11 protein-coding genes are annotated in these 13,477 nt (G+C 70.6%); 8 read left to right on the top strand and 3 right to left on the bottom strand.

Annotated features, from left to right (window positions below; translation table 11 throughout):
• Nucleotides 1-30 precede the first annotated feature (30 nt).
• Nucleotides 31-1,275, top strand: a complete 1,245-nt coding sequence (locus F9C11_RS41665) for an FAD-dependent oxidoreductase (RefSeq protein ID WP_409182823.1) — start codon at nucleotides 31-33, stop codon at nucleotides 1,273-1,275.
• Here the strand turns inward: F9C11_RS41665 and F9C11_RS41660 are convergent.
• Nucleotides 1,242-1,850, bottom strand: a complete 609-nt coding sequence (locus F9C11_RS41660) for a CPBP family intramembrane glutamic endopeptidase (protein WP_409182822.1) — start codon at nucleotides 1,848-1,850, stop codon at nucleotides 1,242-1,244. The two genes, F9C11_RS41665 and F9C11_RS41660, sit on opposite strands and share 34 nt — an antisense overlap.
• A complete protein-coding gene (locus tag F9C11_RS41655; protein WP_409182821.1) occupies nucleotides 1,847-2,743 on the bottom strand; it encodes an NAD(P)H-binding protein in 897 nt (298 codons plus the stop codon). The genes F9C11_RS41660 and F9C11_RS41655 overlap by 4 nt, the downstream gene beginning before the upstream one ends.
• Nucleotides 2,744-2,969: 226 nt before the next feature.
• Between F9C11_RS41655 and F9C11_RS41650 the strand changes: the two genes are divergently transcribed.
• From F9C11_RS41650 to F9C11_RS41635, 4 genes are read left to right on the top strand one after another with little or no spacing between them, the layout of a single operon-like run.
• Nucleotides 2,970-3,884, top strand: a complete 915-nt coding sequence (locus F9C11_RS41650; protein WP_409182820.1) for a 3-oxoacyl-[acyl-carrier-protein] synthase III C-terminal domain-containing protein — start codon at nucleotides 2,970-2,972, stop codon at nucleotides 3,882-3,884.
• 12 nt (nucleotides 3,885-3,896) lie between these two features.
• Nucleotides 3,897-5,183, top strand: a complete 1,287-nt coding sequence (locus F9C11_RS41645; protein ID WP_409182819.1) for a type III PLP-dependent enzyme — start codon at nucleotides 3,897-3,899, stop codon at nucleotides 5,181-5,183.
• Entirely contained in the window at nucleotides 5,183-5,965 is a 783-nt protein-coding gene (locus tag F9C11_RS41640) for a hypothetical protein (protein ID WP_409182818.1), read from the top strand. Before F9C11_RS41645 ends, F9C11_RS41640 begins: the two co-directional genes overlap by 1 nt.
• A 41-nt stretch (nucleotides 5,966-6,006) precedes the next feature.
• A complete protein-coding gene (locus F9C11_RS41635; RefSeq protein ID WP_409182817.1) occupies nucleotides 6,007-6,651 on the top strand; it encodes a LuxR C-terminal-related transcriptional regulator in 645 nt (214 codons plus the stop codon).
• A gap of 252 nt (nucleotides 6,652-6,903) precedes the next feature.
• On the opposite strand, the gene F9C11_RS41630 is transcribed toward F9C11_RS41635, so the two are convergent.
• Complete coding sequence (locus F9C11_RS41630; RefSeq protein WP_409182816.1) at nucleotides 6,904-8,175, bottom strand: sensor histidine kinase; 1,272 nt, start codon at nucleotides 8,173-8,175, stop codon at nucleotides 6,904-6,906.
• Nucleotides 8,176-8,313: 138 nt separating this feature from the next.
• Between F9C11_RS41630 and F9C11_RS41625 the strand changes: the two genes are divergently transcribed.
• From F9C11_RS41625 to F9C11_RS41615, 3 genes are all read left to right on the top strand, one after another.
• Nucleotides 8,314-9,111 (top strand): ABC transporter ATP-binding protein, encoded by a 798-nt coding sequence (locus tag F9C11_RS41625; RefSeq protein WP_409182815.1) that lies wholly within the window; start codon nucleotides 8,314-8,316, stop codon nucleotides 9,109-9,111.
• A complete protein-coding gene (locus F9C11_RS41620; protein ID WP_409182814.1) occupies nucleotides 9,111-11,684 on the top strand; it encodes an ABC transporter permease in 2,574 nt (857 codons plus the stop codon). The genes F9C11_RS41625 and F9C11_RS41620 overlap by 1 nt, the downstream gene beginning before the upstream one ends.
• Nucleotides 11,685-11,775: 91 nt before the next feature.
• Entirely contained in the window at nucleotides 11,776-13,452 is a 1,677-nt protein-coding gene (locus F9C11_RS41615) for a phytoene desaturase family protein (RefSeq protein WP_409182813.1), read from the top strand.
• Nucleotides 13,453-13,477 lie beyond the last annotated feature (25 nt).

Raw genomic sequence — 13,477 nt, 5'->3', positions numbered from 1 at the left:
AAATTCTAACGGTGGGCTACACTGGGGCATATGGCTAGAAAATCTAGCGAACTCGCCCAGGGCAGTCCCGCTGGCGGAAGGACGGCCGGGGCGCCCGTGGTCGTCGTCGGCGGCGGTCCGGGCGGAATGGTGCTCGCCTACCTGCTCGGGCGGGCCGGAATCCCGGTCACGCTGCTGGAGGCGCACCAGGACTTCGACCGAGACTTCCGCGGTGATTCGCTGCACCCCTACACCCTCGAACTGCTCGACCGGCTCGGCCTCGCCGACCGGCTGCTCGCGCTGCCGCACCACAAAGCCCGCTTCTTCCGGTTCCACACCCCGGCCGGGTCGATCACCACCGCCGACTACGGCAAACTCTCCACTCCGTACAACTACGTCGCCCTCATGCCGCAGGCGCGTTTCCTCGATTTCCTCGCGACCGAAACCGCTGCGCTGCCCGCTGCGCACGTGCGCACCGGAGCCAAAGTCGTCGACCTGATCCGCGACGGCGACGGTCGCGTCACCGGCGTCCGCTACCGCGACGACACCGGAACCCACGACCAGCCCGCGACGCTCGTGGTGGGCGCGGACGGCCGGTTTTCCCGCATCCGCCGTCTCGCGGACGCTCCGGCCCGCTCGCTCGGCGCCACCACCGACCTGCTGTGGTTCCGGCTGCCGCACCGTCCCGAAGACCCGCCGGACGCCGACGTGGACCTTTTCTTCGGACGGGACCACTACGTCGGCCTGCTCGCCGGGACCAGCGGCTGGCAGGTCGGCTACAGCCTGCCCAAGGGCGGCTACGCCGAAGCCCGGGAGCAGGGCGTCGGTCCGATGAGGACATTCCTCGCCGAGCACGTGCCGTGGCTGGCCGACCGCGCCGATCTGCTGACCGACTTCGGCCAGACGACCCTGCTGTCGGTCGACATTTCCCGGGTGGAGCGCTGGTGGCGGCCGGGGCTGCTGCTGATCGGCGACGCCGCGCACGTCATCTCGCCGGTCGGCGGCAACGGGATCCTCATGGCGGTCCAGGACGCCGTCGCCGCGGCCAACCATCTCGGGCGGGAGTTGTCCGACGCCGCGCTCGCGCGGATCCAGGCCGAACGCGAACCCGCGATCCGGCAGGTGCAGGCCCAGCAGGTCCGGCTCGAACAGCGGGCCGCCCGGGCGAGGGAACGCGGTCGTCCCGCCGCCCCGCCGTATCGGCTGCTGCGCCTGCTCACCGGCATCCCGGGGGCCCGCGCCCGGGCCGCCCGCGCCAATGCTTACGGACCGACTCCGCCGCTGCTGGAATCCTGAGGCGGGAACAGCCGCGGCAGGAAGCCGATCATCAAGGCGGACCAGGTCACGTGCGTCAGCATCGGCGCTCGCACTCCGCCGCCCCAACGGCGTTGCAGCGTGAAGAGCGTTCCCATGGTCGCGGACGCCAGCACCAAAGCCGGATTCCGCGTCGCCGTCGTGGACAGCACGTACAGCACGATCGAGTCTCGCGCGCCGAACTCGTCGTAAAGCGCGCCGCGGAAGAAGACCTCTTCCGCGACACCGGTTACGAGCGCCGTCGTCACCACGGTAGGCGTCGAGCCGTGGTGGGCATGGCCGAGCACGCCGGTGATTGCCCGGCGCAGCACCGGAATCCGGCGGGCGACCAGCGCACAGCCGTAAAACACCCCGAACGCGCCCGCGCCCACGAGCACTGGCTGCACGACGTCCGGCCGACCTCGGGACACCGGTCCGGCAGTGCGTGCTCCGGCGAACCAGGTCGCCGCCACCGAAGCGGTCAATGCGTGAAACCGGCGGGAACCCGGTTTGCTGGCCAAAGACGCGCCCAGCAGCCCGGACCCCGCCGCGGTCACCGCCGTCAGGAACGCTTTCACCTGGCCCGCCGCTGTCTCGCTCGTTCGCCGAGCGCCTGCAGCACGGCGTCGTCGTAGCCCATCGGCTCGAATTCGACGATCCGGCGGATCGCGTCGTCGCGGACGACGACCTCGTTGCCCATCGAATCGATCAGCGCGCGCCCGGTCGTGGCGTCGATGTCGGCGACCAGCGAAAGCCAGTAGGACGACAGCCGGGGCGTGAGCAGCGGGACCGGCACGATCGCCAGCATCCTGCCCTCCATGACCGCGACGCGCTGCAGCATGTCCCGGTAGGTCAGCACTTCCGGGCCGCCGATGTCGAACGTCGCGCCCGCGGTCTCCGGATGCTCCAGCACGCCGGTCAGGTAGCGGACGACGTCGGCGAGCGCGATCGGCTGGGTGCGCGTGCCGACCCAGCGCGGGGTGATCATCACCGGCAGGCGCTCGACGAGCTGGCGGGTGAGTTCCCACGACGTGCCGCCGTGCCCGATGACGATCCCCGCGCGCAGCACGGTCACCGGCACGCCGGTCTCGGCCAGCAGCCGTTCGACCTCGCGCCTGCTGGCCAGGTGCTCCGACAGCGAGTCGCCGTCGTCGCCGAGCCCGCCGAGGTAGACGATCCGCCGCACACCCGCGTCCGCCGAGGCCCGCGCGAAGGCCCGGGCGGCGTCGGCGTCGCGCTGTTGGAAATCGGTGCTGTCCAGGGAATGCACGAGGTAGTAGGCGACGTCGACGTTCTTGAGCGCGTCCCGCAGCGAACCGATGTCGGCGACGTCGCCGTAGACCGGCTCGCCCGCGCCGCGATAGTGGTCGGGGCGGCGGGTCATGGCGAGCACGTCGTGCCCGGCGTCTTTCAGCGCCGGGCACAACCGTCTGCCGACGAACCCGGAAGCTCCGGCGACGAGTACGCGCATGCTTTCGACGGTAGCCGGACGAGCGGAATCCCGCTGATCACCGCGGTCCGGGACGCTGCCGCTTGCCCCTCAGCCGGGTGAGCGACTGGCCCGGCTCGCCGCCGAGCCGGGCGTCCATTTCGGCGTCTACGGCCGCCGCGGTCGTGCGGTGGTGCGCGACCGGGTGAAAGCCGCGCGTCAGCGGCGCGTCAGTGCCGGTTGGGACGCTGTCGGGGTGACGTGCCTGATGTCTGTGTCCAGTTACCTGCCCGCCGCGGTGCCGATCGCGGCGCTGCAGGGCGCGCTTGGCCTCACCGACGCCCAGTTGCGCAGGCTGCATCGGATTTACGGGTTGTCCGAGGTCTGCCGGTCGCCCGAGTCCGAGGCCGAGATGCTGCTCGGCGCGGTCGCGAAGCTCGACGGGTTCGCCGGGGTCGAGGAGCGCGTCCGGTACGTGCTGCGGCCGAAGACCGTGCCCGCGGCGTCGCCGTATCCGTTCGATCCGCTGGCCGAGGTGCAGCAGCGGCTGGGATTGCGGCACGCGCTCGCCTTCACCGTCACCGACCACGCGTGCGCGTCCGGGTTGCTGGCGCTCGACCTCGCCGGCGCGCTGCTCGAACAGGACGGCGACCCGGACGCGCTGGCGCTGATTCTCGCCGGGGAGAAGGCTTTCACCCCGGCCGCGCAGATCATCCCGGACGTCGCGATCATGGGCGAGGGGACCGCCGCGGTGCTGGTCGCCCCTGGCGGGCAACGGGATCGGCTGCTCGGGTACGCCACGACGACGCTCGGCGGTCCCGGCGGCGAGGTGATCACGAACGAAGAGCAGAACAAGGTCTTCCGGCAGATCTATCCGGACGCGCTGGGCGACGTCACCCGCGCCGCGCTCGAGGCCGCCGGGTGCGCGGCGGGCGAGCTCGCGCTCGTGCTTCCGCACAACGTCAACAAGGTTTCGTGGATCCGCGCGGCGGAGGCGATGGCCGTGCCGCGCAAACGGATCTTCCTCGGCAACGTCCCGCGCACCGGCCATTGCTTCTGCGCGGACCCGTTTCTCAACTACCACACCGCGATCCGGCTCGGGCTGCTGAACCCGGGCGAGCGCTACCTGATGGTTTCGGTCGGCCTCGGCTCGACGTTTTCCGCGATGGTCTTCGAACACTAGGAGCAGAACCTGATGAGTACGGAACTGGAGATCGAGGGCGTCGGGATCACCGAACTGGCGGACCGCTACGGCACTCCGCTGTTCGTCTACGACGGCGGCGAGCTGTCCGGCCGGATGGCCCGGCTGCGGCGCGAACTGCACGACCGGATGGAGGTCTTCTTCTCGCTCAAGTCGAACCCGAACGTGTCGATTCTGGCTGTGCTGCACGACAACGGGGCCCGCGCCGAGGTGTCGAGCCTCGCCGAACTGCGCACCGCGCGCCGGGCCGGGGTCGAGCCGGGCGACATCATTTTCCTCGGTCCCGGCAAGAGCCAAGCGGAACTCGAAGCCTGTCTGGACGAGGACATCGCGGCGATCGTCTGCGAATCCTTCGGGGAACTGGCGTTGATCGACCGGCTCGCCGCGGCGCGCGGAGTGCGGGCGCGGGTGGCGTTGCGGGTCAATCCGAGCTTCGCGGTCAAGGGCTCCGGACTGACCATGGGCGGAAAACCGCGCCAGTTCGGCATCGACGAGGAACAGCTGTTCGCCGCCGAAGACCTGGTTTCCCGGCACGCGCACGTGCGGATCATGGGTGTGCAGGTGTACATGGGGACGCGCATTCTCAGCGAGGAATCGGTGGTGGAGAACACCACTCGCATCTTCGCGCTCGCCGAGCAGCTGTCCGCGCGGCTGGGCTTCGGGCTCGACCTGGTCGACGTCGGCGGCGGGCTCGGCGTGGCGTATTTCGACGGCGAACGCGACCTCGACCTCGAGCTGCTGACCTCGCGGCTCAACCCGGTGATCGACGAGTTCGCCACCCGGCATCCCGGCACCCGGCTGGTGATGGAGCTGGGCCGCTATCTCACCGCGATGAGCGGCACGTACGTCGTGCGGGTCCGTTATGTCAAAACCTCGCTGGGGCAGAACTTCGCGGTCGCCGACGGCGGCACCAACCACCACATGGCGGCGGTCGGCGTCGGCTCCTACGTCAAACGCGATTTCCCGATGCGGCTGCTCAACCGGATCGACGAACCGGTCACCGAAACCTGGCAGATCACCGGACCGCTGTGCACCCCGAACGACGTGCTGGGCAAGAAAATCCCGCTGCCGCCGGTGCGGCCCGGCGACCTGATCGGCGTGGAACGTTCCGGTGCCTACGGCCCGAGCGCCTCGCCGGTGCTGTTCCTCAGCCACGGCTATCCCGCCGAGGTGCTGGTCCATGATGGACAGTCCTATGTGATCAGTGAGCGGGATCAGCCGGAGGACCTGTTGCGCCGCCAGCAGCTGCACCGATTGCCGGTTCCCGCGGTGGAGGGCTGATGTTCAGTGCCGGCGCTCCCGTCGCGGCCACGCGCACCTCCCCGTTCGCCGTGCTGCCGATGGGGCTGAAAACCGCGCTGCACCGGCGATTCGAGTCCGGTGCCGATCGGCTCGACGGTCCGATCATGACGCGGTACTTCACCGATCTGGCCGCCGGACACGACGTCGGCTACTCGCCGGACCTGGTCGCCACCGCACGTGGCAACACGTTCCTCACCCTGGCCGGGGAATTGCTGCACGGGCAGGTGAACGAGCCGATCGACCTGGTCGTCGTCGCCCACGACGGACCCGATTTCGACCCGCGCCTGTCCGCTCCGGTCAACCTGACCGCGGTGCTGCCGGGCGGCCCGATGACGTACTCGGTTTCCGGGCAAGGCCCGCTCGCCGGTTTTCTCGCTCTTCGGGTCGCGGCCGGATACGTGCGCCGAAAGCCGATGCGGCGCGTGCTGATCCTCATCATGGAGCAGCGCGGAATGCCGTACGCCGGAGTGCGGCCGCCAGCCGACGCGGCGGCCGCGCTGCTGTTCGAGACCGGAGCGGGCAGCACCCGGGTCGCGCTGCTGCCCGGAATCGACCCAGCCGACGCGCGGAGCGAGGCTGATCGGCTCGCCCCAGCGGACCGTTATGGACCCGGCCTGACCGGCGGACCGGTCGCGGAAGGACGTTCCGTCACCGCGCTGTGGGCCGCCCCTCCCGCGGTGCTCGCCGATTACGACCCGATGCGCGGAACTTTGGGAATGTGCGCCTTCGCCGGAGAAAACGAGCCGTCCGCGCCCCTATAATCGGGAGCGGAACTGCCGCGGCGAAGAAAAGGTGAAGCTCTGTGCGCGTGGTCATCGGCGAAGACCAGTTCCTGCTCCGCGACGGGCTGGTCCGGTTGCTCGAAGCGCACGGGATGACGATCGTCGCGGCGCTCGACAACGGCCCGGATCTGCTCGCCGCGCTGGTCACGGAGAAGCCGGACGTCGGCGTGGTCGACATCCGGCTCCCGCCGTCGTTCACCGACGAAGGCCTGCGCGCGGCGATCGAGGCGCGCCGCCAGGTGCCCGGGCTTCCGGTGCTGGTGCTGTCGCAGTACGTCGAACGCTTGTACGTCAACGAATTGCTGGCCGACGGCGCGGGCGCGGTCGGCTACCAGCTCAAGGACCGGGTGCTCGACGGCGACCACTTCGTCGACGTGCTGCGCGGGGTCGCCGCGGGCAACACGATGATGGACCCCGAGGTGGTGTCGCGGCTGTTCACGCACAACACGCGCGACCAGGCGCTGGAAAGCCTCACCCCGAGGGAGAACGAGGTGCTCCGGCTGATCGCCGAGGGCCGGTCCAACAGCAACATCGCCGCCGAGCTGTACGTCACCGAAAAGGCGGTGTCCAAGCACATCAACAACATCCTGGCGAAACTGCAGCTGCCGGTGTCCGAGGACAGCAACCGCCGGGTGCAGGCGGTGCTCGCGTACCTGCGCCGCTGAGGCTCCAGCGCCCATCGCCATGGTCCGTGGGGCGACGGGCGGGACCCGCAGCTGCTGCTGGGCGTGGCCGGTGCAGGACCGGCCCGGAGCCCGCCGCATCCTGGGGCGGGATCCGGGCACGGTTTCCCTTGCTGGGGCTGGTGAACCCCACGGCCCATCGAAACCGAAGCCGCCCGCCGCCTAGCCCAAGACACCGACGAAACCACCCAGGTTCCACCACACCTTGTCCGAGTTCCCTTGCAAGCCCGGCGGTCAGCCGACCGGCAGGCAGGGGATTTCGATGACCACCGAGGTCGGTCCGCCGAGCGGGCTGAGCACGGTGAGGAATCCGTCCAGCGGCGCGAGCCTGCGTTCGAGTTCCCGCAGGCCGGTGCCCTTCGCCGGGTCCGCGCCGCCCTTGCCGTAGTCGGTGACCGTGATGGACAGCCGTCCGGCGGAATGGTGCACGTCGATTTTCCCGGAATCCGCGCCGGAATGCTTCATCGCGTTGTTGAGCACCTCGGAAACGGTGAAATACGCGGCCGTCTCGACGGCGGGCGCGAACCGGCCGGGGAGGTCGACGGTGGTCTCCATCTCGAGCGTCGCTTCCATCCCGAGTTCGCGGACCGCGTCGGCGAGCCCGCGGTCGACCAGCACCGGCGGCTGGATCCCGCGCACCAGGGCGCGCAGTTCCTGCAGGGCTTTCACCGAACTCGCCTTGGCCTCTTCCAGCAGGCTCTTCGCCGCTTCCGGCTGCCGTTCGGCGAGTTTCGCCGCCGCGTCGAGCGTCATGCCCATCGCGACCAGCCGGGCTTGCGCGCCGTCGTGCAGATTGCGTTCGATCCGGCGCAGTTCCAGCGCCTGGTGACCGACCGCGTCGTCCCGGGTGGTGGTGAGGTGCTGCACGCGCTGGGCGAGGACGGTGCTTTCGGACGGGGAAAGGAATTTGGCCGCCAGCGCCGCGTGCAGCTTCACCAGATGCGGGGCGGCCCAGAGCGCGAGCGGGAAATGCAGCAGGCCCAGCACGACGGCGATCCAGGCGACCGCCGGATTGTCCACGGGCAGCGCGACATACCAATCGCCGAGCCACAGATCGTCCAGAACCGGGTAGAGCAGCGGCATCAGCAGCCCGCGCACGCCGTCGACGACGAGGGCGAGCGGGGCCAGCGTGAGCAGGCAGCCGATCGTGCAGTCGACCAGCAGCCAGGCGGTGTCCCGCCAGGTGGCGCGGTCGGCCAGCAACCGCGCGAACACCTGAAAGAACCGGGTGCCCTCGGGCAGCGGGAGATACGGTTCCGGCACCTCCCGTCCGGTCCAGGAACCGTGCAGTTTCCGCTGCAGATTGGCGACCGCGCGGACGGCGTAGACCACCGGGGGAATCAGGAACACCCCGACTCCCAGGCCCAGCAGCGAAGCAGCGCAGGCCAGGAGTGCGAAAAGCGCCACTTCGACCGGTGCGAGCAGGCCCAGCGCGGTGCTGTGCAGGACCGCGAGGCCGCCCCTCGCGAACCAGGGCGCCGGCTCGCGGGCATCGGTGGTGGGCATATCCCGATTATGTGCTGTTCCGGGCTTTCCCGGCAGGGGTGCTAGGACCCGTCCGGATCGAAGAGCTAGCACTATCGGAATCGGCCCCCGGCGCTCGTAGCTTTCTTCCATAGCCCGACGCTCCTGGGAGAGTGACCGATGTACCAGTCCGGACAGCCAAGCACGGATGCGGTGACGCTCCGCTCCGTCACCAAGTTCTACGGAGGGAACCGGGCCCGCGTCGTCGCACTCGACGGGATTTCCGTTTCGTTCTCCCGCGGCAGTTTCACCGCGGTGATGGGGCCGTCCGGTTCGGGCAAGAGCACGCTGCTGCACTGCGCGGCGGGTCTCGACCAGCCCGATTCCGGCACGGTCGTGCTGGCCGGCCAAGACCTCGGACGGCTCGACGAGGCGCAGCTGACCCGGATGCGCCGCGACCACATCGGGTTCATTTTCCAGCAGTTCAACCTGCTGCCGTCGCTCGACGTGATCGACAACGTCACCCTTCCGCTGCGGCTGGCGGGCAAACGGGCGGATCCGGCGCTGGTGAACCGGATCGTCGAGCAGGTCGGGCTCGGCGGACGGCGCGGGCACCGCCCCGGTGAGTTGTCCGGCGGCCAACAACAGCGCGTGGCGATCGCCCGCGCGCTGGTCAGCCGACCGCACGTGACGTTCGCCGACGAGCCGACCGGCGCGCTGGACACGACGTCGGCGAGCGAGATCCTGGACCTGCTGCGCACCGCGGTGCGGGCCGAGGGGCAGACCATCGTGATGGTGACGCACGATCCGGTCGCCGCCTCCTACGCCGACCGGGTGCTGTTCCTCGCCGACGGGCAGTTCGCCGGCGAGTTGCACGAACCGACCGTGGACGAGGTCGCGCGCGGGCTGACCGCGTTGAGCGCGCGCACGACGCGGCTCGGCCGCGACGGCCGGAACACTGTCGGGACGGTGCGCTGATGCTGCGCCTGGCCCTGAGCACGCTCCGGTTCCGCAAGGCCGGATTCACCGCGACGTTCGTCGCGCTGCTCGTCGGCACCGCGATCGTGATGGCGTGCGGCGGGCTCATGCAGACCGGGATCTCGCCGCGGGTGCCGCCGCAGCGGCTGGCCGAGGCCCCGGTGGTCGTCGCGGGCGACCAGCACTACAACCTGCCGCCGACGAATCCGGGCACCGAGGACGAGGACCACGAATCCGCGACGCTGCCCGAACGGGTGCGCCTGGACGCGTCGCTCGGGGCTGCGATCGCGGCTGTGCCGGGCGTCGCGAAGGTCATTCCCGACGTGTCGATTCCGGCGACGCTGCCCGCCGATCCGGACGTGAAGCTGGTGCGCGGCACCGCGTTGGGGCACGATTGGGCGACCGCTGAGCTGGCCCCGTATTCGCTGACCGGCGGCCGGGCTCCGCAGCGCGGCGGCGAAGTCGCGCTCGACCAGTCGACGGCCGCGGCCACCGGGGTCGCGCCGGGCGGTTCGGTGCAGATTGCCGTGCGCGGCGGCGTCCGGTCCTTCCAGGTCGTCGGAATCGCGGTGGCGAGCGGGAAAATGGCTTCCGACGCGGTGTTCTTCTCCCACGAAGACGCGCTCGCGCTGACGCCCGCGACCGGTCAGGTCGACGCGTTCGCCGTGCTTCCGACGGCGGGCACCGACCCGGCCGCGCTGAGCACCCAGATCGCGAACGCGGTGCGAGACCAGCACGCGGTCGCGCTGACCGGAGTGGCGCGGGGGACGGCCGAGTTCGCCCAGGCGAGCGACGGCGGGGAAATCCTGGTGATCCTGGCCGGGGTGTTCGGCGGGCTGGCCGTGCAGGTCGCGTTGTTCGTGGTGGCCAGCACGCTGGGCCTGTCGGTGCAGCAGCGGCGGCGCGAGGTCGCGCTGCTGCGTGCGGTGGGCGCGACGCCTCAGCAGGTCAGCCGCATGATCACCGCGGAATCCATGGTGATCGGGGTGCTTGCGACGGTTTTGGCGGCCTTCCCGGGGGAATTGCTGGGGAATTGGCTGTTCGACCGGCTGTCCGGGTTCGGCGTCTTCGAACCGGTGCTGGCGTATCACCAGGACTGGATTCCGACCGCGGCGGGCGTGCTCGTCGGCCTGCTGTCCGCGTGGGGCGCGGGGTTCGTCGCGGCGCGGTACGCCGGGCGGACGCGTCCGGTGGAGGCGATGCAGGAAGCGGTCTCGCCGAAGCGCTGGCTGACGTCGTTCCGGCTCTGGTGGGGCATCGGCAGCCTGGTCGGCGGGGTGGCGCTGGCGTATCTGACGATCACCGTGATGGACGGGCCGCTCGCGGCCAGCACGGCCGGGCCGGCGGTCACGCTCGTCGCGGCGGCGGTCGCGCTGTTCGCGCCGGGGATCACCCGGGCGATGGTCGCGGTGCTGCGGGTTCCGGTGCGCGCGGTGAGCGGGCTGTCCGGCTATCTCGCGATGGCCAACGCCCGGGTGCGCTGGCTGCCGATGTCCGGTGCGGTCGTGCCGGTCATGCTCGCCACGACGCTGGCCGTGTTCATGCTCTACTTCCAGACCACGCAGGTGGAATCGGCGAAGCAGAAGTACGCGTCGAACCTGTCGGCAGACGCGGTGGTCACCTCGTCGACCGGCGACGTCAGCGCGGGGTTGCTCGACAAGGTCCGCTCGCTGCCCGGGGTCGGCACCGCTTCGGCGTACGTGACCAGCAAGGGCTACAACGAGAAACCGTCCGACCCTGGCCAGGACGAGGACGGGCTCGCGCTGACCGGGGTCACCGGCGATGCGGTCGCGAAGACCCGGGCGGCGGAGGTCGCTGCCGGCTCGCTGGACGCCTTGCGGGGCAACACCATCGCGCTTCCGCTCGACCACGCGGATCGGCTGCGCGTCAAGGTCGGCGACGAGATCGGGCTGCGGCTCGGCGACGGGGCACAGGTGCGCCTGCGGGTAGTGGCGACGCTGCGGTCCGCGCCAGCGTTCGCGACCGCGTTGCTGCCCGCCGGCACGCTGGCTCCGCACACGACCGACGGGATCGCGTCGCAGGTGCTCGTCACCGCGGCGGCGGGAACGAGCGTCTCGCAGCTGATGAGCACGCTCGACGGGCTGGCGCAGTCCTCGCCCGGCGTGCAGGTCGCGAACCGGGACACGCTCACCGCGAAGTTCGTGCAGGAACAGGAAGCGAACGCCTGGGTCAACTACCTCGTGGTCGGCATGATCCTGCTCTACGCGGCGATCTCGGTGGTGAACACGCTCGTGCTCTCGACCGCGCACCGGCGGCGCGAGTTCGGGCTGCAGCGCCTCGCCGGGTCGAGCCGGGCTCAGGTGCTGGGCGTGATGGCCGTGGAGGGCATGGTCGTCGCGATCATCGGCGTGGTCCTCGGCACCGCCGTGGCGCTCGCCATGCTGGTCCCGTTCAGCCAGGCGGTGTCCGACAGCTGGCTGCCATTTGGTCCATTGTGGATTTATGCCGTGGTGGTCTTGCTCGCGGTCGTGGTAAGCATGGTCGCCACGCTCTTCCCGACGTGGCTCGCGGTGCGCGGAAAGACCTCGATCGCCATGCTCTCTCCTGAATAGGTGACCCCTGGGCGACCGCCCGCCGCTGACTGCCCCCAGCTGTCAGCGCGCGGTCAGCCCGGGGTCACCGCCCCGCCGTAGCGTCACCGGCATGAGTCCGAACGAGGCGGGAAGCCCTTCCTGGGCCGCGATCGTGATCGGGTCCGGGATCGGCGGCCTCGTCTGCGCCGGCTACCTCGCCGCCTTCGGCCGCCGGGTCCTGGTGCTCGAACAGCACGACGTGGCGGGCGGCAACTGCCACATGTTCCGGCGGCGGCGCTCCTACGAGTTCGACATCGGCGTGCACTACCTCGGCGACTGCGGTCCCGGCGGGCTGCTCCCGTCGCTGCTGGCCGGGCTCGGCGTCGGGGACCGGGTGCGGTTCCGCCGCCTCGACCCGGACGGCTTCGACCGGATCGTGCTGCCGGGCGTGCGGCTCGACGTGCCGGAAGGCTGGTCCCGGTACGGGGATCGGCTGCGGGCGGCGTTTCCGGCGGAGGCTCCGGGACTTCAGGAGTATCTGGCGATCTGCGGCGAGATCGCCGCGTCGGCCCGGTATTCGGCGAGCGCTCAGCCGGTATTGGGCGGTTCGGCCGCGGTGGTGCGCTGGAGCCGCCGCAGCCTGAGCCGGTTGTTCGACCATTGTGGACTCTCGCCCGCCGCGCGCACCGTGCTGGCCGCGCAGTCCGGCAACTACGCGTCCTCCCCGGCGAACACCGTTGTCGCCGCGCACATTCGCATGCTTGACGACTACCTGACCGGCGGCGCGTACTACCCGGTGGGCGGGGGACAGATGCTGGCCGCCGCGCTGGTGGAGCAGCTCGAAACGCACGGGGGCCAGCTGCGCACCAAAGCTCGCGCCGCCCGGATTCTGATCGAGCACGGGCGTGCGGCCGGTGTCGAGCTGACGGACGGCGAGGTGCTGCGCGCGCCGCTGGTGGTGTCCAATGCGGACTACCGGCGCACGGTGCTGGAGTTGTGCGGTGGCCGGGAAAACCTCCCCGAAGGCGTCGTCCGCCGTACCGAGGACGCGGTCATGCGGCTGCCGCTGGTCACCAGTTATGCGGTCGTGGCCGCGGAATTGCCCGAAGCGTCCGAGGCCAACATCTGGTACTGGCCGAGCGGCGACGTCGAAAGTGCTTACGCCCGAACGGAAGCGGGCCAGTTCGACGAGCTGCCGTTCGTGTTCATCTCATCCGCCTCGCACAAGGATCCCGGCAACCCCGCGGTCTGCCCGCCCGGGCACACGAACCTCCAGATCATGACCGCGTGCCCGCCCGGCTACGCGCAGTGGGGCGTGAGCGACGGGCCGGCGTCCGGGTTCCGCTACCGGCGCGTGGCCGAATACCGCGCGGCTAAAGAGAAACTCGCCGCCCGCCTGCTCGACCGCGCCGAAGAGGTGCTCGGCCCGTTCCGGGACCGCATCGTCTACCTCGAATCGGCCACGCCGCTCACGCAGGAGCGCTACACCCTGGCCACCGGCGGAGCCGCGTACGGACTGCAGTCCTGGGGCCCGCACGGACGGCGGCCGGATGTGCGGACCGCGGTCGAAGGACTGTTCGTCGCCGGACAGGACATCCACGGCGGGGGAGTCGTCGGTGCCGCGGTCGGCGGTGCGCAGTGCGCCGAAGCGATTCTCGCCCGGCCGGTGCTGGCCGAAGCCTACGACGGCGCGGTCTTCGCCGACCGAGCCCTGCTGCCCGAACGCGGCCGCGACTGGGATCCGCTGCGGATTTCCCGCGGCCAGGCCCGCCGCGACGCCCGCGGATTCGCGCCGACGGCGCGCTGAACCCTGTGGAAGGAAAAAGGAGAGC

Source organism: Amycolatopsis sp. VS8301801F10 (assembly GCF_046195355.1).
In the GTDB taxonomy this organism is placed as follows: domain Bacteria; phylum Actinomycetota; class Actinomycetes; order Mycobacteriales; family Pseudonocardiaceae; genus Amycolatopsis.
The sequence above is the reverse complement of the archived record's forward strand: the minus strand, read 5'-3'. Positions and strand labels throughout refer to the sequence as shown.